Here is a 19,168-nt window from a genome sequence, read left to right as displayed (position 1 = left end):
AAAACTTGTGAATAAATTAAAGTCTTTCCTAATTTTATTATAAAGTCAAACTTTATTAACTTTGTACTCGAAATAACTCAGGAAATATTTATCTCTAAATAATAGGTTAATGAAAAAAATGATGGATTTAGTTGTTACTCAAAATGAGCAACTAAACCAAAACTATAGCCTCATTAAGCTCACCACAACAGATAACACTCCCTTAACCGAAATGCATCCCGGGCAATTTGTAGAAGTGAGAGTTGATGGATCTCCCTCAACTTATCTTAGACGTCCTATTTCGGTAAACTTTGTGGATAAGCAAAAAAACGAATTATGGCTACTCGTTCAGGCTGTAGGTGATGGAACCAAGAAAATGTGTGAGTACAAACAGGGTGATATTGTAAACCTTCTATTACCGTTAGGTAATACATTTACAGTTCCTACTTCGAATCCGGAGCAAGAACTTCTTCTTATTGGCGGAGGTGTAGGTACTGCTCCTATGTTATTCCTTGGCGCACGTCTCAGGGAAGCAGGCTATAAACCTAAATTTCTTTTAGGTGCAAGATCAAAAAATGATTTACTCCAATTGGATGATTTCAGAAAATATGGTGAATTGTATTGTACCACTGAAGACGGAAGTTTCGGAGAAAAAGGGTATGTAACGGATCACTCTGTATTAAAAAATACTCAAATATCTAAAATTTATACCTGTGGTCCTAAGCCTATGATGGTGGCTGTAGCCAAATATGCCAATATGAATGAAATCGAGTGTGAAGTATCACTCGAAAACCTTATGGCATGCGGGTTTGGAGTCTGTTTATGTTGTGTGGAGAAGACGCGCGAAGGGAATGTCTGTGTATGTACAGAGGGCCCCGTATTTAATATAGAAAATTTGACATGGATAAACTAAAAATAAATATAGGAAACCTGCATTTAAAGAATCCGGTAATGACAGCATCCGGTACTTTCGGGTATGGAAAGGAATATTCTGACTTTATGGACTTGGGGCGAATTGGTGGTGTTTTTGTAAAAGGAACTACCATTCGCGAAAGGCAGGGGAACGATTATCCTCGTATGGCAGAAACTCCATCGGGGATGCTTAATGCGGTGGGACTGCAAAATAAAGGCGTAGATTACTTTGTTTCAAATATATACCCCGAGATAAAAGACTTTGATACAAACATTATTGTGAATGTTTCGGGATCAACTATAGAAGATTATGTAGAATGTTCTCAAAAGTTGGTATCTCTCGAAAAAATACCTGCTATTGAACTTAATATTTCCTGTCCAAATGTAAAAGAAGGGGGTATGGCATTCGGCACTTCTGCTTGTTCTGCTGCTGATGTAACAAAAGCTGTACGTGAAGTATGGAACAAAACCCTTATCGTAAAGCTGTCTCCTAATGTAACTGATATAACAGAAATCGCAAAAGCTGTAGAGGGTGAAGGTGCTGATGCTGTTTCACTGATCAATACATTGCTGGGGATGGCTGTAGACATAAATAAAAGACGTCCGGTGCTATCTACTGTTACGGGAGGATTATCCGGCCCATGTGTGAAGCCTATTGCGCTTAGAATGGTTTGGCAGACTTACAATGCTGTAAAAATTCCCGTGATAGGTATGGGAGGAATATCATCGTGGCAAGATGCCATTGAATTTATCCTTGCAGGCTCTTCTGCTATACAGATAGGAACACATAATTTTATTGACCCTACAATTTCTGTAAAGGTTGTAGATGGCATAAAAGAATATCTGGATAAGAATAATATCAATTCCATTACAGACCTTATAGGAGCTTTGCAAGTATAATCTGATTGTTGGTATATTTCTAATTTAAGATTAGATAGTTATATAAACTTTGTAAAAATGAATTAACATAAATCTATGAAAAAGGTTTTTATATCCAGAAACTATAAAGGAATAGAGAGTGCTGGTGGAAAAGCAAAAACAGATGTAGAGTTAATTTTACAAGGTATTGGGTTTAAGAATATAGGATGGAAACAAAGTTCGAGCAACAATAAAATCATTGATTTTGTTTTAAATATTACAGGGATACTAAAAGCGGTAATACGAATGCCATCTAAAGGTATTTTATTTCTTCAGTATCCGATGAAAAAATATTATGCATTCATTTGTGGTATTGCTCATTTGAAAAACACTAAAATCATTACACTTATCCACGATTTAGGAACTTTTAGAAGACAGAAGCTTACTGTAGATAAAGAAATTACGCTCCTAAATAATTCCGATTACATTATAGCCTTAAATAAGAGTATGGCGAAATGGTTGGAAGAGAATAATTACAAAGGACAGACTGTGACTCTTGATATTTGGGATTATCTGTCAAAATACAAAAATACCTCAAGTTTTAGATTCAATGATGACCAAAACTATGTTGTTAATTATGCAGGAGGGCTTAGTCGACGTAAAAATTTATTCTTATACGAATTTAGTAAGCATGTAGACTCATTTATTTTCAATCTTTATGGTACAGGTTTCGAGCCTACAGAACAGGAATTAAAAAATCCTTACTTTGTTTATAAAGGTTTTGTTCAGAGTGATGATCTGATCAGTAGTATCACGGGTGATTTTGGACTGGTTTGGGATGGTGATTCTATTGATACTTGTTCCGGTAGTTTCGGTTCTTATCTACAATTTAATAATCCTCACAAAGTATCATTATATATTCGTTGTCATTTACCTGTAATTATTTGGAATCAAGCAGCTATGGCACCATTTGTTTTAGAGCACGGTGTTGGTTTTTCGATAAATTCATTATCAGAAATAAAGCCGCGTTTATTGTCTCTTACAAAAGAGGAATATAATGAGATGAAGCGAAATACAATAAAACTCAGCTTACAGATAGAGTCAGGTTACTATATTAAGCAAGCAATGAATAAAATAAAGTTGGATGAAAAATAATATCTATCTGTTATAAAAAAGAAAAGGCATCCAATCGGATGCCTTTTTTATGCTGTTTAAAACAAATTATTCAGCACTTTTCTCTTCTGCAGGAGCTTCTGTTTCAGCAGTAGGTGTTTCTACTACTTCTTCACTTGTTTCAGCTTCAGCTTCTGCCTGTGCTGCATTTTCTTCTGCTTTCTTTTGAGCTACAGCTTCAGCTTTTGCTTTGTTTGCTGCTTTTTCAGCGTCTAAACGAGCTTTTGCGTCTGCCTGAGCTTTTGTTTGGTTCTTGTTGATAGCTGCTTGAGTACCTTTTTCTTTTTCAGCTTTCCATGCTTCAAATTTACTTTCTGCATCAGCTTCAGTAAATGCACCTTTAGCAACACCACCAAGTAAGTGTTTCTTTAACAAAACACCTTCTTCAGAAAGGATGTTACGAGTAGTGTCGGTAGGTTGAGCACCAACTTGTAACCAGTACAAAGCCCTGTCGAAATTTATAGTTATTGTAGCAGGATTTGTGTTCGGGTTATATGAACCAACCTTTTCAATAAATTTTCCATCACGTGGAGCTCTGCTATCTGCAATGACGATGTGATAAAAAGGATAACCTTTACGTCCTCGTCTTTGTAAACGGATCTTTGTAGCCATTTCTTTCTAGTTAATTTTAATTATACATAATTGTTATTAGCGGGTGCAAAGATAAGAATAAGTTTTTGTTATACAATAAAAATGATATAGAGTTATTTACTCTCTTACTAACTATATAAGGGTTATTCTAAATATTTCTTAAGAATAGCTGCCGTGAATATTATCATATTTCTGGTCGAAGGTAGATCTGCATAACCATTCAATAGACCCCAATCATGAATAACTCCGTTAAATCTTACTGTGGTAACATCAACTCCGGCTTCATCAAGCTTGCGCCCTAATTCTTCTCCGGCATCTCTCAATATATCATTTTCGGCAACTTCGATGAGTGTAGGAGGCAATCCTTTCAACTCGTTGGTTGTAGTACGTACAGGGGATACATAAATATCATCGTGTTGCGTTCTGTCTGACAAGTAGTTGTCTCTCATCCAAATCATTAAAGATTTAGTCAGGAATCTTTCTTCTCCATATTTTTTAAATGATTCGGTGTTTATACCAGCGTCTGAATATGGCCATAATAGAATCTGACATTTAATATCCGGTCCTTTATTATCCTTTGCCTTCAGACAAGTCCCGATAGTCATATTTCCTCCTGCGCTATTTCCTACAATAGCTAACCTTTTTCCATCTACATTTATTTCATCGCCATGTTCTGCAACCCACTTTGTGGCAGCATAACATTCATTCAATGCTATTGGATATTTAGCTTCGGGCGAACGGCTATATTCAATAAAGACACAAGCATATCCTGATTCAACGACTAAGTCGCGAACCAGGCGTTTATGAGTTTGATAATCTCCAAGAACCCAGCCACCACCATGTATAAAAATAAAAACAGGGAGTTTCCCTTTAGTTTTCTCTGGCCGTACAATATATAGTTTTATATCATGTTCATCGACTAATATTACTTTTTCTGTTTCCTCAATACCACTAACATCTACTTTTATTGCAGCTTGGGTATCGACCAATACATTACGAGCATCGGATACAGGTAATGATTCAACAGGTTTTCCACCGGAATTCAAAACCTTCAGATACTCTTTGGTTTCTTTACTCAAATGCGGGTCTTTTAAAAAATCCGAGGTATTCATAATCTTAAAAATTTAATTATTATCAATTACTAACCTCTTTTTTAACGGCTTCTTATTAACTGTTGTTTTCTCAAATATTGATAAATAACATTTTATATACTGATTTTTTATTTTTTTACAATAGTTACTTTTGCAGAAACTGCATTCGAAAACTCTTTTTCTTCTTCTATATTTAGAGCAAAGCTGACAAGTGAATATCTCCGTTCGGTTACAGGCTTATCTATTTCTGTTTCTTTTGTAATGAATATCCCTTTACTTCCTTCAAGCTCTATTTTACAGTTATATATTCCTTTTTCGAGGATGATAAAATAGGCATCTACTACAGCTTTAGACTTGATTTTACCTAAATAATCGAGACTTACACCTGTGCAAATATTTGCATTATATGAAATAGGATCATAATATTGCCCGGTAGCTCCTTTATCCAGACCTTCTACTGTCTGAACCAAGGTACGACCCATCACCGAAGCTACTTTTTCGGCATGCTCATTCATTTGTCTGTCTAGGCTTTTTCCTATACCATCAGCAAGTTTTCCTGCTGCATCTGTTGCTTTTTCACCAACTCGGGCACCGTGTTCGTCTACAGCCTCGGCAACACCTTCTATAGCATTTATACCGGTTTCTGTAACTTTTTTTGTTGCTTGTTTTACACAGCCCGAACAGGAACTAAGGGTTGTTATAATAGCGGAAAGGATAATAAGTGATAAAATCGTTAATTTTCTCATGTGATTAAAATATGTGTTAAGCTTAATAATAAATCGTAAAAAACAAAGATAGAGAATTTGGATTAGATAGACTAATAAATAAAAAGAGGCTGAATAAAAACAGCCTCTTCATACGTATAATATTGAAATCAATAATTAGTTATTTTCTGGTCTCAATTTTCTCACAACTGCTCCTGTACGCCACATTTCGCTTTCACGAAGAGCTTTTAGTTCTTCTTCTAGTTTTTCACGATAGTCAGGTTTAGAGTTGGTATCGATAGAGCGTTGTGCTTCATTACCGTTTGCTACTTCTGAATATAATTTGGCAAATACAGGTTTTGTAGCATCATGGAAAGGTACCATCCAGTCTAGTGCACCACGTTGTGCTGTAGTAGAACAATTTGCATACATCCAGTCCATTCCTTTTTCTGCAAATAGAGGCATCAAAGATTGAGTAAGCTCTTCTACAGTTTCGTTAAATGCTTCGGACGGTGAGTGACCGTTTTCACGTAACACTTCATATTGAGCAAGCAGGATACCTTGTATAGCACCCATCAATGTACCACGCTCACCTGTAAGGTCAGAATATACTTCACGTTTGAAATCTGTTTCAAACAAATATCCCGAACCAACGCCAATACCCAGAGATACAGTTCTTTCGAATGCACGACCTGTAGCATCCTGGAATATAGCATAGCTTGAATTCAAACCGCGACCTTCGAGGAACATGCGACGAAGACTTGTTCCTGAACCTTTTGGAGCAACAAGAATTACATCGATGTCGGCAGGAGGAACAATTCCTGTACGTTCTTTATATGTAATACCAAACCCATGAGAAAAGTAAAGAGCTTTTCCGGCAGTCAGGTAAGGCTTAAGACGTGGCCACACTTCTATCTGAGCAGCATCTGACAATAGATATTGTATGATAGTACCTTTGGCTGCAGCTTCTTCGATATCAAATAATGTTTCGCCCGGAACCCATCCGTCTGCTATTGCTTTTTCCCATGTTTTGCCACCTTTTCTTTGTCCTACGATTACGTTAAACCCATTATCTCTAAGGTTTAATGCTTGTCCCGGACCTTGTACGCCATAACCGATAACAGCAATGGTTTCATTTTTCAATACTTCTCTTGCTTTTTCCAAAGGGAATTCTTCACGGGTAACTACTTTTTCTACTACCCCGCCAAAGTTCATTTCTGCCATAATTTGTTTTTATTAAATAAAATATTTAGGTTCAAAATTGTTTCCATATAATACAGGTCGAGCATACACTCGTTTCCCCGTCTTTCATTTCTAAAATAAAATTAGAATCTTCTTCTTCTCTTTTCAATATATCCAACTTGGAGCCGTAGCGCCCTTCGGATATATAATTTATCTCAATCCGTCTGATTTCTTTATCCTTGAACATATCTATATCAAACACATCTACAAAATGTTCAATATACTTCATACTGTTCAGGTGTTTATTGATATCCACATCGCTATATTTTACAATAAACTCATCCGCTTTTTCATAATCATCCTTCAACGCTGAGATTTTGCTCAATCCCTCTATCGGACATTCTTTTTCCGTATAGATATAATCAGACAACCCATCCAGCTCTGTCAGATTGGTGGGTTTACGAGTTTTAAGATCTATTGAAGCCCATAGTGATCTCGCATAGCCCATAGTTTTTCCGTCAGAGTCTTCGAAAGCAAAATGACGCTCTGTGAACAATCTGTTTACACTAACAATCCACGTCTTGATTATCATGTTAGTATCGTTTTTCGGATATTCGAACAGCTCGATTGCCATTCGGGACAATACCCAGACTCGTTGCTGAGAAGTCATTGATGAGTATCCAAACCCACGTTCATCGGCATGCTTCGTTGCTGCTTGCAGCATAAAACCTCCAATCATGGGCAAAGTGGCTCTGCCTCTGAAATCGGTTAAGTATGCATCGATCGTAAATTCGTATCTTCCTATAGGAGCAAACATTAAATATAGTTTTGAATGGATATATTAATTTGTGTCTTGCGATTTATGTCTTTTATCTAACTCCGCTAGCATGTCGCTTAATCTCTCAACTTTCGATTTTGTAATCGCTATCCGACCCGAACGTATAAATTGCAGAACTCCAATACTTTTACTCAGTTCTTCAAATAGATATTGAGTCTCTTTATAGTGTCCTGTTTTTTCCAAAACAACACAGTTTTCATTTATATCGAGAATATGCGCATTGTGTTTGCGGATAAGCTCTTCTACCGATTCTATCTTAAGAAAATCGGGAGTAGATAGTTTATAGAGAGCGATTTCTTGATGAATAAGCTCTTCATCGGTATTGTAATACGCTTTCAGCACATCTACTCGCTTATCTATCTGGAGTACAACCTTTTTTACAACATCTTCGTCACAAAAAACAGTGATGGTAAACTTATGTATGCCTTCTAAAGCTGAAGCAGAAACAGATAGAGTCTCAATATTCAATTGACGACGAACGAATACACTGGTTACCTGACTCAACAGACCAACAGTATTCTCTGAAAATATAGTTATCGTATATAATGTTTTATCTTGCATAAGATTTATTTTTACAACTGTAATATTAGACAGTTTCAAATTTAACGAATCTCATCAATATAATGAACTTATTCGTTCCCTAATAATATATTTGTAACGCAAGTACCGGCAGGAACCATCGGGTAAACCATGCCTTTAACCTCTACCTGTACGTCTAGCAAATAAGCGCCTTTGTGATCCAGCATTTCTTTTATTGCTCCGTCCAATTCATTGCGGTCGTCCACCTTCTTTGCCGGAATATTATATGCTTCAGCTATTTTCACAAAATCAGGATTATTCATCCGGGTTTCAGAATATCTTTCATCAAAGAATAGTTCTTGCCACTGGCGTACCATTCCCAAGAAGTGGTTGTTCAATATAATGATTTTAACGTCAACGTTATACTGCATGATCGTACCTAACTCCTGTATGGTCATCTGAATACCTCCATCGCCAACAAAAAGGCATACTGTACGATCGGGTGTGCCGTATTTTGCGCCTATCGCAGCAGGTAATCCAAAGCCCATTGTGCCCAGCCCTCCTGATGTAACCACACTACGGCTTTGGTTGTACTTGAAGTAGCGCACAGCCATCATCTGATGTTGACCTACATCCGTAACCAATACAGCATCGTGGTTTGTAGCTTCGGATACTTTATTGATAACTTCACCCATCTTCAACTGTCCCGATGTAGGGTATAGCTCGCTATCTATGACAACGTCGTACTCTCTTTGGTAACATGCTTTAAACTCTCCAAGCCATTCGCTATGCGTGGCAGGGGTTAGTAATTCTGTCACCTTTGGTAACGTATCCTTTACATCTCCGAGTACACGTGCTGTAACAGATACATTCTTGTTTATTTCAGCTTTATCGATATCAAAGTGGATTACTTTTGCCTGTTTTGCGTACGTCTTAAGATCTCCCGTTACACGGTCGTCGAAACGCATGCCAATGCCAATAAGTACATCACATTCATTTGTTTTCTGATTAGGGCCAACATTGCCATGCATCCCTAACATACCAATCTGTAAAGGATGGTCGGAGGGTATGGCAGATAGTCCCAATACCGTAGATGCCGCAGGAATGCCAGCCTTTTCGAGAAAAGCAAGCAATTCTTTTTCTGCTCCGCCCAAAATAACACCCTGTCCCACAAGTGCTAGAGGTTTCTTTGCACTGTTTATTATTTGGGCAGCTACTTCCATTTCTGATAGTTTTACTTCGGGTTTAGGCTGATAGCTACGGATAAAATCAACTTTTTTGTATTCTGATTTATCCATTTGCCCAAACTGAGCATCTTTGGTTATATCCAGAACTACCGGTCCGGGTCTTCCTGTTGATGCTATATAGAATGCCCTAGCTACTGCCGATGGGATGTCTTCGGCTCTGCGAATCTGATATGCCCATTTGCATACAGGCTGTGTAATACCTACGACATCTGCTTCCTGAAAGGCATCACTTCCTAGTAAGGAAGAAGCAACCTGCCCGGATATAACAACTATAGGTGTGCTATCTATCATTGCATCGGCAATTCCTGTTACCGTATTGGTTGCACCGGGGCCCGAGGTTACCAGCGCAACGCCAACTTTACCCGAAGTGCGTGCAAACCCTTGAGCAGCATGCGTAGCACCTTGTTCATGACGAACAAGAATATGATTTATTTTATCTTTATAATGATATAAACTGTCAAATACGGGCATTATGGCTCCGCCCGGATACCCGAATATGGTATCTACACCTTCACTCAACAAAGATTGAATAAGGGCTTCACTTCCTGTAATTTTATTTTTATCCATGATATTTGTCTCTATTTTGTGCTATTTTATTCAATGATTCTTATTCCACCTAAATCAGCCGAACTAACCATACTTGCATAGGCTCGTAATGCTTTGGATACCGTACGATTACGATTAGGTTTGAATGCATCTTTACCTTTGGCAAGCTCCTCTTGTCGGCGAGCTTCCAGTTCCGCATCGGATATACGTACATCGATAGAACGGTTAGGAATATCTATATCTATAATATCTCCATCTTTAACCAAGCCAATAGCGCCACCAGATGCAGCTTCGGGAGAAACGTGCCCAATAGAAAGACCTGATGTTCCACCAGAGAAGCGTCCGTCTGTAATAAGGGCGCATTCTTTACCCAGGTGCTTAGATTTGATATATGATGTAGGGTAGAGCATTTCTTGCATACCCGGTCCACCTTTAGGCCCTTCGTATGTGATGACAACAACATCTCCGGCTTGTACATCACCTTTCAATATTCCTTCACATGCCGCATCCTGAGAGTGGAAAACTTTGGCTGTTCCCGAAAATTTGAATATGCTTTCATCTACACCCGCAGTTTTTACAACACATCCATTCAGGGCTATGTTACCTTTCAATATAGCCAATCCTCCGTCTTTGGTATATGCATGCTCCATACTGCGGATACAGCCGTTTGCTCTGTCGGTGTCCAGAGTAGGATAGCTACTGTTTTGAGAGCCCATTACAAGATTAAACTTATTTCCGGGTGCTGATTTATATAAATCTTCGGCGGCTTTTTCTGGATTAGCTTTTGTTATATCATATTTCTCTATAGCTTCCGCAAGAGAAAGTCCATCGATTCGTGAAACGGCAGTATTAATCAACCCACCTTTATTCAATTCGTTCAAAATACCAAGTATACCTCCTGCACGGTTGACATCTTGTATATGATATTTTTGAGTATTAGGAGCTACTTTGCACAAACATGGTGTTTTGCGCGACAGTTTGTCTATATCGTCCATTGTGAAGTCTACTTCGCCTTCTTGTGCTATAGCTAACAGGTGAAGGATCGTATTTGTAGAACCTCCCATCGCTATATCTAATGTCATAGCATTCAGAAAAGCCGTTTTGGTAGCTATATTTCTGGGAAGTACCGATTCGTCACCGTCTCTGTAATAACGGTAAGCATTATTTACAATCTGTTTTGCAGCATCTTGGAATAATTTCGATCGGTTTGCATGAGTGGCAACGATTGTTCCATTGCCTGGTAATGCAAGCCCTATGGCTTCGTTCAGACAGTTCATCGAGTTAGCGGTAAACATGCCCGAACAAGATCCGCATGTCGGACATGCCGCACGTTCTATGGCGTTTACTTCTTTATCGGAAACGGTATCATCCGCAGCTTTTATCATCGCATCTATCAGGTCGAGGTGTTTATTGTCAAGCTCTCCTGCTTCCATTGGTCCTCCGGATACAAATACAGTTGGGATGTTTAATCTCATCGCTGCCATCAGCATACCGGGAGTGATCTTGTCACAATTGCTGATACATACCATTGCATCTGCTTTGTGAGCATTCACCATATATTCTACACTATCTGCAATCAAATCTCGTGATGGAAGAGAGTATAACATTCCATCGTGTCCCATGGCAATACCATCGTCTATAGCTATGGTATTAAATTCGGCAGCAAAGCATCCCAAAGCTTCAATTTCTGCTTTTACTTTCTGACCTATATCATGAAGGTGTACGTGTCCCGGGACAAATTGAGTAAATGAATTGACGATAGCAATGAGAGGTTTTCCCATTTGTTCTTCTTTCATGCCATTGGCTCTCCATAGGGCTCTTGCCCCGGCCATACGCCGTCCTTGTGTACTAGTCGAACTTCTTAATTCAAATCCCATAATTATACATACAGTTAAAAAAAAACCTTTCCCATTGAATGAGAAAGGCCTATGTTAATTTCCTTATTATATACTTAACTTCATATACATACCTTTCTCATTTATTCTGACCGACGAGGAGAATATCAATGAGACTGAGGATATGTAAAAAGCAATTTGTCATTATTTCGCTATAAAAGTGATCACAAAGTTATAAACTTTTTTTTAAAAACAAATTTTATCCCATTTTTTTTAAGTTGACTAGGAAACTAGTCATTGAATATCTCTTAATGGATTGGCTTCAGCACTTGTAATTGATGTTACAATATTCGTGTAAAATTGTCTAATGGTAGAGGTTTTCGAGTGTGTATAAAGTGACAGTATAAAACTTCTATAAAAAGTGTCACTTTTGTCACCTTTTGTTTGTATACTATTGATATATAGTAGTTTGTTGTTTGTGTGGTTTGTCACTTTTTGAGAGCAATATTTACATTGAGTTGATATGAGGTATTAAATGTCTCGGATTGATAAAATTTATATATTATATCCATATTATAAACGCGTTGCAAATACAACACAACAATAATTTTATTAATTTTGCATCCCAATTAAATTTTTTACAGTGCTAAAATTATCCATACTACAACAGATTTTTGAGACTCACAAAAATATACCCGCAATAATAGATTTATTGTCTAAGCATAAAGATATCTATGTTAAAGGTTTGCAGGGTTCGTCAGCGTCTATGCTTGCTACAGCTTTGTTTCACAAGACAGATAGCTGCTATTTGTTTGTGCTAAACGACTTAGAAAGTGCGGGGTATTTTTATCACGACTTGAATCAGATTTTAGACTCGGATAAAGTTTTATTCTTTCCTTCGGCATACAAACGGGCGATAAAGTACGGACAGATAGATGCTGCCAATGAAATCCTCCGTACTGAGGTGATGGGACAGTTACAGGTTGAAGATAAAAACCTGATAATCGTAACATATCCGGAAGCTTTAGCCGAAAAGGCTGTAGCTAAAGATATACTGAAGAAGAATACGATACAGATGTCGGTGGATGAAGAGATCGATCGTAATTTCGTATCTGAGATGTTGGATAGTTTTGGATTTGAATACGTTGACTATGTGTATGAGCCGGGACAATATGCTATCAGGGGAAGTATTCTGGACGTTTTTTCTTTTTCGAGCGAATATCCTTATCGTATCGACTTTTTTGGAGATGAAGTGAGTACAATACGAACTTTTGATATCGAAACACAGTTGTCGAAAGAGAAACTAAACCAGATACAAATTATCCCTGACATGCAAAAGTCGAATATGGACCGGGAGTCGTTGTTGAAACTGATTCCGAAGGATACGGTTATTGCATTTAAGGATTTTGTATGGGCTAGCGACAAAGTAGAGAGTGTATATAATGATTCTACTATTCTGGATAATCCTGAATATGAGAAAGATTTACAAAATAAGCTGACGTTAAGGGATGAACATGATGCGTTGGTTAAGGGATTCAAGCATATTCATTTCGGGAACAAAATACAGGCAGAAGCTGTTGTCGAATTCAAAACAGATATACAACCTTCGTTTCATAAAAACTTTGACCTGATCAGTGAAACTCTTCACAAATATCTCGATAGAGATTATACTATATATATATTAAGTGACAGTGAGAAGCAACAGAAACGGCTAAAGTCTATATTTGAAGACAGGGGAGATAATATCAATTTTACACCTGTGGAGAGGACTCTATCAGAAGGGTTTATTGACGAAACTTTAAAAATCTGCTGTTTTACCGATCACCAGATTTTTGACCGTTATCATAAATATAATCTTAAATCCGATAGGGTACGTTCAGGGAAGTTTGCTCTTTCTTTAAAGGAACTTCAACAGTTTCAGATAGGAGATTATATCGTACATATCGATCATGGTGTAGGTCAATTTGGTGGGCTTGTAAGGTCTGATATGAACGGTAAGATGCAGGAGTTGATAAAACTCATTTATTTGAACAATGACGTTATCTTTGTTTCACTGCACTCCTTACATAAAATATCGAAGTATAGAGGTAAGGAAGGCGAACCGCCACGTATCAATAAATTAGGTACAGGGGCATGGAATAAGATTAAAGAGAAAACCAAAAATAAAGTAAAGGATATTGCCCGCGACCTGATACAACTATACGCCAAACGCCGACAAGAAGAAGGATTTAGTTTCGCTCCCGATTCTTTTCTACAGCATGAGCTCGAAGCCTCTTTTATTTATGAAGATACCCCCGATCAGGTAAAAGCAACTGCGGATGTAAAACTTGATATGGAGAACAGCAAACCGATGGATCGCTTGATTTGCGGCGATGTTGGGTTTGGAAAAACAGAAGTCTCTATTCGGGCTGCATTTAAGGCTGTAACAGATAATAAGCAAGTTGCAGTATTGGTTCCTACAACAGTTTTAGCCTATCAGCACTATCAAACATTTAAAGAGAGGCTTAAAGACTTTCCTTGCCGTGTAGAATATATCAGCAGGGCACGGTCGGCAGGACAAATTAAAGAGGTTCTAAACGATCTGAAAGAAGGAAAAGTTGATATACTGATTGGTACGCATCGCATTGTTGGCAAAGATATTCAGTTTAAAGATTTGGGCTTGCTTATAATAGACGAAGAGCAAAAGTTTGGTGTTGCTGTAAAAGAGAAACTGAAGCAAATGAAGTCCAATGTGGATACTTTAACGATGACAGCTACGCCTATTCCACGTACATTGCAGTTTTCGTTAATGGGAGCAAGAGATTTGTCTGCAATAACAACGCCTCCTCCAAATAGGTATCCGATACAGACTGAAGTACATACATTCGATCCGTTGATTATTCGTGAAGCGATAGAGTTTGAAATGAGCCGTAATGGGCAGGTATTCTTTATCAATAACAGGATAAAGAATATACATGAACTTGAAGATATAATAAAGAGAGAGGTTCCTGATGCACGCATTGCTGTTGGTCATGGACAAATGGATCCCGCCAAGCTGGAATCGATTATTATAGACTTTGTAAATCAAGAATATGACGTATTGATAGCAACTTCAATTGTAGAGTCGGGTATTGATATCCCCAATGCAAATACGATAATAATAAACAATGCTCAGAATTTTGGTTTGAGTGATCTGCATCAATTGCGTGGACGTGTTGGGCGAAGCAATAAGAAGGCTTTTGCATATCTATTAGCGCCTCCGTTGCATACCTTGACCCCTGAGGCTAGAAGACGATTGCAAGCAATTGAGAACTTCTCGGAACTGGGTCATGGATTCCACATTGCTATGCAGGATTTGGATATTCGTGGAGCCGGAAATCTACTGGGAGCAGAACAGAGTGGTTTTATCGCAGATTTAGGATATGAAGTTTATCAGAAAATATTGACGGAAGCAGTCAATGAGCTCAAAAACGATGAGTTTGCAGAGCTCTATCATGAGGCTGATGAAGATAATAAGATTTCGGGAGAAAACTTTGTTGATGATGTTCAGATAGAAAGTGATCTTGAACTTTTGTTCCCAGCTCTTTATATACCAAATGATTCGGAACGTATTACACTCTATCGAGAGCTCGATAATATGGAGAAAGAGTCGGATATAATGCAATTTACAGAGCGTCTCGAAGACCGTTTCGGAAAAATTCCACCCGAAGGTCGAGAGTTGATTCTGGTAGTTCGGCTTCGATCTATAGCCAAAACGCTGGGTATCGAAAAGGTCGTTTTAAAAAATGGAAGAATGAGTTTATTCTTGGTTACAAATTCGGAGTCACCATACTATCAGTCGAAAGCGTTCGATAAATTACTCAATTACATCCAGAAGTATCCTCGTAAGTGCGAATTGAAAGACAGGAACGGAAGGCGTTCGGTGAGTATACAGAGCATTCCAAATGTAGAGACTGCTTGTATGGTGTTATCAGAAATAAACGGGCTGTAAGCAAAAAAAGAGAAAAGCTTGCGCCTTTCTCTTCTAAGCTTCTGTAAGTATGATGTTTACTTAATGTATCCTACTGGTTGAACGAATGTTATTTCTTGTTTGTCAGTAAGTTTTAATGTATTATGTAGGTCAGGGCGAGTAAATGATCCCCTTGCTACAGAGCCTAAACCTACTGAAGCGCAATATAAGTATACATTCTGAGCAATAAACCCACTGTCGATAAATCCGGCTTCGCGGTTAGATGCTTTATCCATATTTGCCACATAGATTAGAGTCAACGAGGCATTGTCCGAAATGTTGGGCTGTCCGAGTGCTTTTCTGAAATCGCCTTTCTCTTTCATCTTTAGTACATTGTCTTTCGCATCATAAATATATATACCTGAACTCAGCATTACATATACATCAACTTCCTGACGGTTTTGGGACGAAGGAACTGTCCGTTTATCTTCTCTGTTGAAACCATAAGCAGCCCAAAGAAGATCGGATAGGGTTTGGGCCGGCATTTCTTTATATTCGAATGATCTATGAGACTGACGTTCATTCAGGGCCTCCATCAAGGGTTTTCCTCCTGTTTTGGTTGGAGAAACTAATTGTATATCCTGGGCAGAGACACAATTTATTAAACAAAATAACGCAATGGCTAATAAACCTTTTTTCATAATTGTAACCTAATTTTATAATTAACAGAAACAAAAATATAGAATTATATTCGTTTATAAACCCTTGTTTTTGAATTAAGTTCTTTGTGTAACTCTTGTTTTTAAGTAAAATTCACAACTTGAAATAAAATATATATACTTATAAATAAATTCTATCGCTTATTGTTTTATATTTGTGAATAAAATCCGCTAATAATACAATGCGAAACCTATTCTTTATTGTTTTTTTGATCATAGCATCCTTTTCGCAGGGATTACGGTCACAGCAGAATACATTCCGGTCGCCCATAACTCTTAGTGATACAGCTCAAATAAGTTTACTGACTAGCTCTGCATGGGAAAAAGAGATCTATGCTTTGTTTGGGCATACGGCTATTCGGGTTTGTGATACAACACAACATTTAGATGTCGTGTTCAACTACGGCTTATTTGACTTCAATAGCGATAATTTCATATATAGGTTTGTCAAGGGAGAAACTTATTATATGGTTGGCTCTATACCTTTCAAGTATTACATAGAAGAGTATGGACAAAGAGGTGTAGGAGTTACCGAGCAGGTTTATAATTTGACCCTGAAAGAAAAGCAAGAGATATTTGATGCTTTAGCTCAAAACTCTAGTCCCGAAAATAGGGAATATCTTTATAACTTCTTCTATGATAACTGTGCAACTCGTCCTCGTGATATCGTAGAGAAATATGTACAGGGAGAAATAGAATACACTCCAACTGATAAGCAACAAACATATAGAGGTCTAGTGTGGGAGTGCGTTGGAATACAGCCATGGACTAAATTTGGTATAGATATCATAATTGGGGCAGATGCTGATAAGGTAATCACAGACAAACAAAAGGATTTTTTACCGGCTTATTTGATGAAAGCCAACGAAGGAGCTCGCATAAAAAATACTGATGGGACATATCGATACTTCATTTTAAAAGAGCACCAACTTTTGACGCCACAAGAATTAGTTTCATCAGAAAGTCACATACAACCACTGTATGTCGGTTGTATCTTGTTGTTGATTACTACACTCTTGTCTTTCTTAGTCTATAAAAAAAGGTGGTATACATTAGGACGAATTTATGATACACTATTGTTTATTGTAGCAGGAATTGGAGGATGTGTAATTTTCTTTTTGATGTTCTTTTCCATTCATCCATGTGTTAATCCAAACTGGAATATAGTGTGGTTAAATCCGCTTCAATTAATCGTTGCTTGTTTATTCTTTGTAAAATCACTTTCAAAATTCATAAGTTGTTATCATTTTATTAACTTTGTAGCACTTTTGGCTTTTCTTTTGGCATGGTGTTTGATACCACAACAATTAGAGATAGCCTTTATCCCATTCATCTTATCGTTGTGTATAAGATCGGGGATGAATATTTTACAACTTAAAAAGTTAAAGAAAAGAGCTGATTATAGCTTGCCTAGGCGAAAATGATAAGAATACTAACCTCTTTAGTCGCAGTATTAACCATAACATCTGTTCAGGCACAGACTTCTGTTCACGAGGTGCCGAAGTTGGTGATTGGAATAACTATTGATCAGTTGAGAGGTGATTATCTAGAACTCTTTCAAAGTTCATTTTCTGAAAGGGGCTTCAAACGTCTCTTGAATGAAGGACTGGTATATCAGAATATAAAATTTGATTTTCCAAATTTAGACGATGCCTCTGCAATTGCCACTATATACACTGGTGCTTCACCTTTTTATCATGGTATCGTAGGAAATAAAAAGTACATTGTAGCTAAGAAGCAAGAGGTCTCGACATTTACAGATGAAGCTTTCTTAGGTAACTATACACAGGATAAAGTTTCTCCTTTGGCTATCAAAACCTCTACTATGACAGATGAGTTGAAGATGGCATCGCAAGGAAAATCTGACGTATATTCCTTTGCTCCTCAAATAGCTCAGGCTTTGATATCATCCGGCAAAAGAGGCAATTCTGCTTTCTGGATAGATGACTATACCGGCAAATGGGCTTCAACTACTTATTATAAGGATTTTTATTGGTCGGTAGATCAGGATAATCGTAGTACAACAAACTTTGCATCTAAGGTTTGGAGTATGTATTGGCGTCCTTCTAAGGAAGTTAGTACATATAAGGCTTTTCCTTACGAGCAAAGCGAATCGTCTTTCCAGCACTTTATGGGAGGAGATAAGCAGACTTATGTTTTAGCGAAACAAATTCCTGCTGTCAATGAGAATGTGCGATCTTCGGCTATGACCTTGCTTTCTAAAGCAGAATTAGGTAAACGCACTAATCCTGACTTTTTGTCTTTGACATTCTATGCAGGGAACTTTCCCGGAGTTTCCGATTATTCATACGAGATACAAGATATTTATAGCTGCCTTGACAAGGAGATAGAAAAGTTGTTGGACGAGGTCGAAAAGACTGTCGGTCTTAAAAATACGTTGATCTTTGTCACTTCTACCGGATATTACAATTCGTCGGAACATACAACGTCTACAGCTTTATCAAATTCAAATATCCCAGAAAATAAGTTCTATGTCAATCGTTGCGAAGCATTGCTGAATATGTACTTAATGGCTATATATGGCAGAGATGGACAATGGGTTGATAAATTTTATAAAGGACAGGTTTATCTGAACAGGGAACTGATAAAGAGTAAAAATATATCATTGCAAGAAATACAGGAAAAAGCGGCAGAGTTTGTTTCTGAATTTACCGGCGTGCAAGAAGTATATACTTCATATCAAATACAGCACGGTCAGTGGAATCCTGTAATGGAATATTATAAGAATGGCTATACTAAAGAGAACTCTGGCGATCTATTTGTCGAATTACAGCCCGGCTATAAAATCGTAAACGAGCAAGATGCTTCATTTAAAGAAAAACAGACTCGTAATAATGCGATTGTGAGCCCTGTAATTTTCTTTGGCAATAATATTAAGCCCGCCAGAATAAGAAGGACGATTAAAGCTACAGAAATAGCTCCTTCGGTAACATATATAATGCGTATAAGGTCTCCTAATGGAGCAAAAGAAGAGCCTTTACCGGAGTTAATTTGGTAGTATAATAAACAAACAAAATAAAAAGAA

General features: G+C 37.6%; 15 protein-coding genes. 6 read left to right on the top strand and 9 right to left on the bottom strand.

The features are described from left to right. Positions 1-109 precede the first annotated feature (109 nt). The 3 genes from PKC55_RS06960 (at position 110) to PKC55_RS06950 (ending at position 2,904) form a co-directional block, all read left to right on the top strand. Positions 110-892, top strand: a complete 783-nt coding sequence (locus PKC55_RS06960; RefSeq protein ID WP_283687465.1) for a dihydroorotate dehydrogenase electron transfer subunit — start codon at positions 110-112, stop codon at positions 890-892. Continuing rightward, entirely contained in the window at positions 880-1,791 is a 912-nt protein-coding gene (locus tag PKC55_RS06955) for a dihydroorotate dehydrogenase (protein WP_283687464.1), read from the top strand. The genes PKC55_RS06960 and PKC55_RS06955 overlap by 13 nt, the downstream gene beginning before the upstream one ends. A gap of 75 nt (positions 1,792-1,866) precedes the next feature. Further along, a complete protein-coding gene (locus PKC55_RS06950; protein WP_283687463.1) occupies positions 1,867-2,904 on the top strand; it encodes a glycosyltransferase in 1,038 nt (345 codons plus the stop codon). 66 nt (positions 2,905-2,970) lie between these two features. Here the strand turns inward: PKC55_RS06950 and PKC55_RS06945 are convergent, their stop codons facing one another. From PKC55_RS06945 to ilvD, 8 genes are all read right to left on the bottom strand, one after another. After that, entirely contained in the window at positions 2,971-3,534 is a 564-nt protein-coding gene (locus PKC55_RS06945; protein ID WP_291130047.1) for a 30S ribosomal protein S16, read from the bottom strand. A 122-nt stretch (positions 3,535-3,656) separates the two neighbouring features. Beyond that, positions 3,657-4,625 (bottom strand): alpha/beta hydrolase, encoded by a 969-nt coding sequence (locus PKC55_RS06940; protein ID WP_283687461.1) that lies wholly within the window; start codon positions 4,623-4,625, stop codon positions 3,657-3,659. A 107-nt stretch (positions 4,626-4,732) separates the two neighbouring features. Beyond that, positions 4,733-5,350 carry a hypothetical protein gene (locus tag PKC55_RS06935; RefSeq protein WP_252637427.1) on the bottom strand — a complete coding sequence of 206 codons (618 nt, stop codon included), beginning with the start codon at positions 5,348-5,350 and terminating at the stop codon, positions 4,733-4,735. Between the two features lie 135 nt (positions 5,351-5,485). Further along, entirely contained in the window at positions 5,486-6,532 is a 1,047-nt protein-coding gene (gene ilvC, locus PKC55_RS06930) for a ketol-acid reductoisomerase (RefSeq protein WP_135106081.1), read from the bottom strand. Between the two features lie 31 nt (positions 6,533-6,563). After that, positions 6,564-7,307, bottom strand: coding sequence for an acyl-[acyl-carrier-protein] thioesterase (locus PKC55_RS06925; RefSeq protein WP_283687460.1), 744 nt, complete (start codon positions 7,305-7,307; stop codon positions 6,564-6,566). A gap of 24 nt (positions 7,308-7,331) precedes the next feature. Continuing rightward, entirely contained in the window at positions 7,332-7,889 is a 558-nt protein-coding gene (gene ilvN / locus PKC55_RS06920) for an acetolactate synthase small subunit (protein ID WP_135106084.1), read from the bottom strand. 68 nt (positions 7,890-7,957) lie between these two features. Further along, positions 7,958-9,661: a biosynthetic-type acetolactate synthase large subunit gene (gene ilvB, locus PKC55_RS06915; RefSeq protein ID WP_135106086.1), complete on the bottom strand. Its 1,704-nt coding sequence runs from the start codon at positions 9,659-9,661 to the stop codon at positions 7,958-7,960. A gap of 26 nt (positions 9,662-9,687) precedes the next feature. Further along, the gene (gene ilvD / locus PKC55_RS06910; protein WP_291130051.1) at positions 9,688-11,517 is read right to left on the bottom strand and encodes a dihydroxy-acid dehydratase; all 1,830 of its coding nucleotides are present in this window, start codon (positions 11,515-11,517) and stop codon (positions 9,688-9,690) included. A gap of 724 nt (positions 11,518-12,241) precedes the next feature. Here ilvD and mfd point away from each other — a divergent pair. Next, complete coding sequence (gene mfd, locus PKC55_RS06905; RefSeq protein ID WP_324372567.1) at positions 12,242-15,445, top strand: transcription-repair coupling factor; 3,204 nt, start codon at positions 12,242-12,244, stop codon at positions 15,443-15,445. Between the two features lie 56 nt (positions 15,446-15,501). Here mfd and PKC55_RS06900 read toward each other — a convergent pair whose 3' ends face one another. Then, a complete protein-coding gene (locus tag PKC55_RS06900; RefSeq protein ID WP_291130056.1) occupies positions 15,502-16,104 on the bottom strand; it encodes a SagB/ThcOx family dehydrogenase in 603 nt (200 codons plus the stop codon). Between the two features lie 200 nt (positions 16,105-16,304). On the opposite strand from PKC55_RS06900, the gene PKC55_RS06895 reads away from it, so the two are divergent. Beyond that, positions 16,305-17,546, top strand: a complete 1,242-nt coding sequence (locus PKC55_RS06895) for a lipoprotein N-acyltransferase Lnb domain-containing protein (RefSeq protein WP_324372409.1) — start codon at positions 16,305-16,307, stop codon at positions 17,544-17,546. Next, complete coding sequence (locus PKC55_RS06890) at positions 17,543-19,141, top strand: alkaline phosphatase family protein (RefSeq protein ID WP_291127970.1); 1,599 nt, start codon at positions 17,543-17,545, stop codon at positions 19,139-19,141. Before PKC55_RS06895 ends, PKC55_RS06890 begins: the two co-directional genes overlap by 4 nt. Positions 19,142-19,168 lie beyond the last annotated feature (27 nt).

This window comes from Dysgonomonas sp. (genome assembly GCF_035323175.1).
GTDB lineage: Bacteria > Bacteroidota > Bacteroidia > Bacteroidales > Dysgonomonadaceae > Dysgonomonas.
This window is presented reverse-complemented; position numbering and strand designations above follow the sequence as displayed.

What these genes read in the sequence shown, in the direction of transcription:
- PKC55_RS06950 (WP_283687463.1), top strand. Translation starts at nt 1,867, where the DNA reads ATGAAAAAGGTTTTTATATCCAGAAACTATAAAGGAATAGAGAGTGCT.
- PKC55_RS06895 (WP_324372409.1), top strand. Translation starts at nt 16,305, where the DNA reads ATGCGAAACCTATTCTTTATTGTTTTTTTGATCATAGCATCCTTTTCG.
- PKC55_RS06945 (WP_291130047.1), bottom strand. Translation starts at nt 3,534, where the DNA reads ATGGCTACAAAGATCCGTTTACAAAGACGAGGACGTAAAGGTTATCCT.
- PKC55_RS06900 (WP_291130056.1), bottom strand. Translation starts at nt 16,104, where the DNA reads ATGAAAAAAGGTTTATTAGCCATTGCGTTATTTTGTTTAATAAATTGT.
- ilvB (WP_135106086.1), bottom strand. Translation starts at nt 9,661, where the DNA reads ATGGATAAAAATAAAATTACAGGAAGTGAAGCCCTTATTCAATCTTTG.
- ilvD (WP_291130051.1), bottom strand. Translation starts at nt 11,517, where the DNA reads ATGGGATTTGAATTAAGAAGTTCGACTAGTACACAAGGACGGCGTATG.
- ilvC (WP_135106081.1), bottom strand. Translation starts at nt 6,532, where the DNA reads ATGGCAGAAATGAACTTTGGCGGGGTAGTAGAAAAAGTAGTTACCCGT.
- PKC55_RS06955 (WP_283687464.1), top strand. Translation starts at nt 880, where the DNA reads ATGGATAAACTAAAAATAAATATAGGAAACCTGCATTTAAAGAATCCG.
- mfd (WP_324372567.1), top strand. Translation starts at nt 12,242, where the DNA reads ATGCTTGCTACAGCTTTGTTTCACAAGACAGATAGCTGCTATTTGTTT.
- PKC55_RS06935 (WP_252637427.1), bottom strand. Translation starts at nt 5,350, where the DNA reads ATGAGAAAATTAACGATTTTATCACTTATTATCCTTTCCGCTATTATA.
- PKC55_RS06890 (WP_291127970.1), top strand. Translation starts at nt 17,543, where the DNA reads ATGATAAGAATACTAACCTCTTTAGTCGCAGTATTAACCATAACATCT.
- PKC55_RS06940 (WP_283687461.1), bottom strand. Translation starts at nt 4,625, where the DNA reads ATGAATACCTCGGATTTTTTAAAAGACCCGCATTTGAGTAAAGAAACC.
- PKC55_RS06925 (WP_283687460.1), bottom strand. Translation starts at nt 7,307, where the DNA reads ATGTTTGCTCCTATAGGAAGATACGAATTTACGATCGATGCATACTTA.
- ilvN (WP_135106084.1), bottom strand. Translation starts at nt 7,889, where the DNA reads ATGCAAGATAAAACATTATATACGATAACTATATTTTCAGAGAATACT.
- PKC55_RS06960 (WP_283687465.1), top strand. Translation starts at nt 110, where the DNA reads ATGAAAAAAATGATGGATTTAGTTGTTACTCAAAATGAGCAACTAAAC.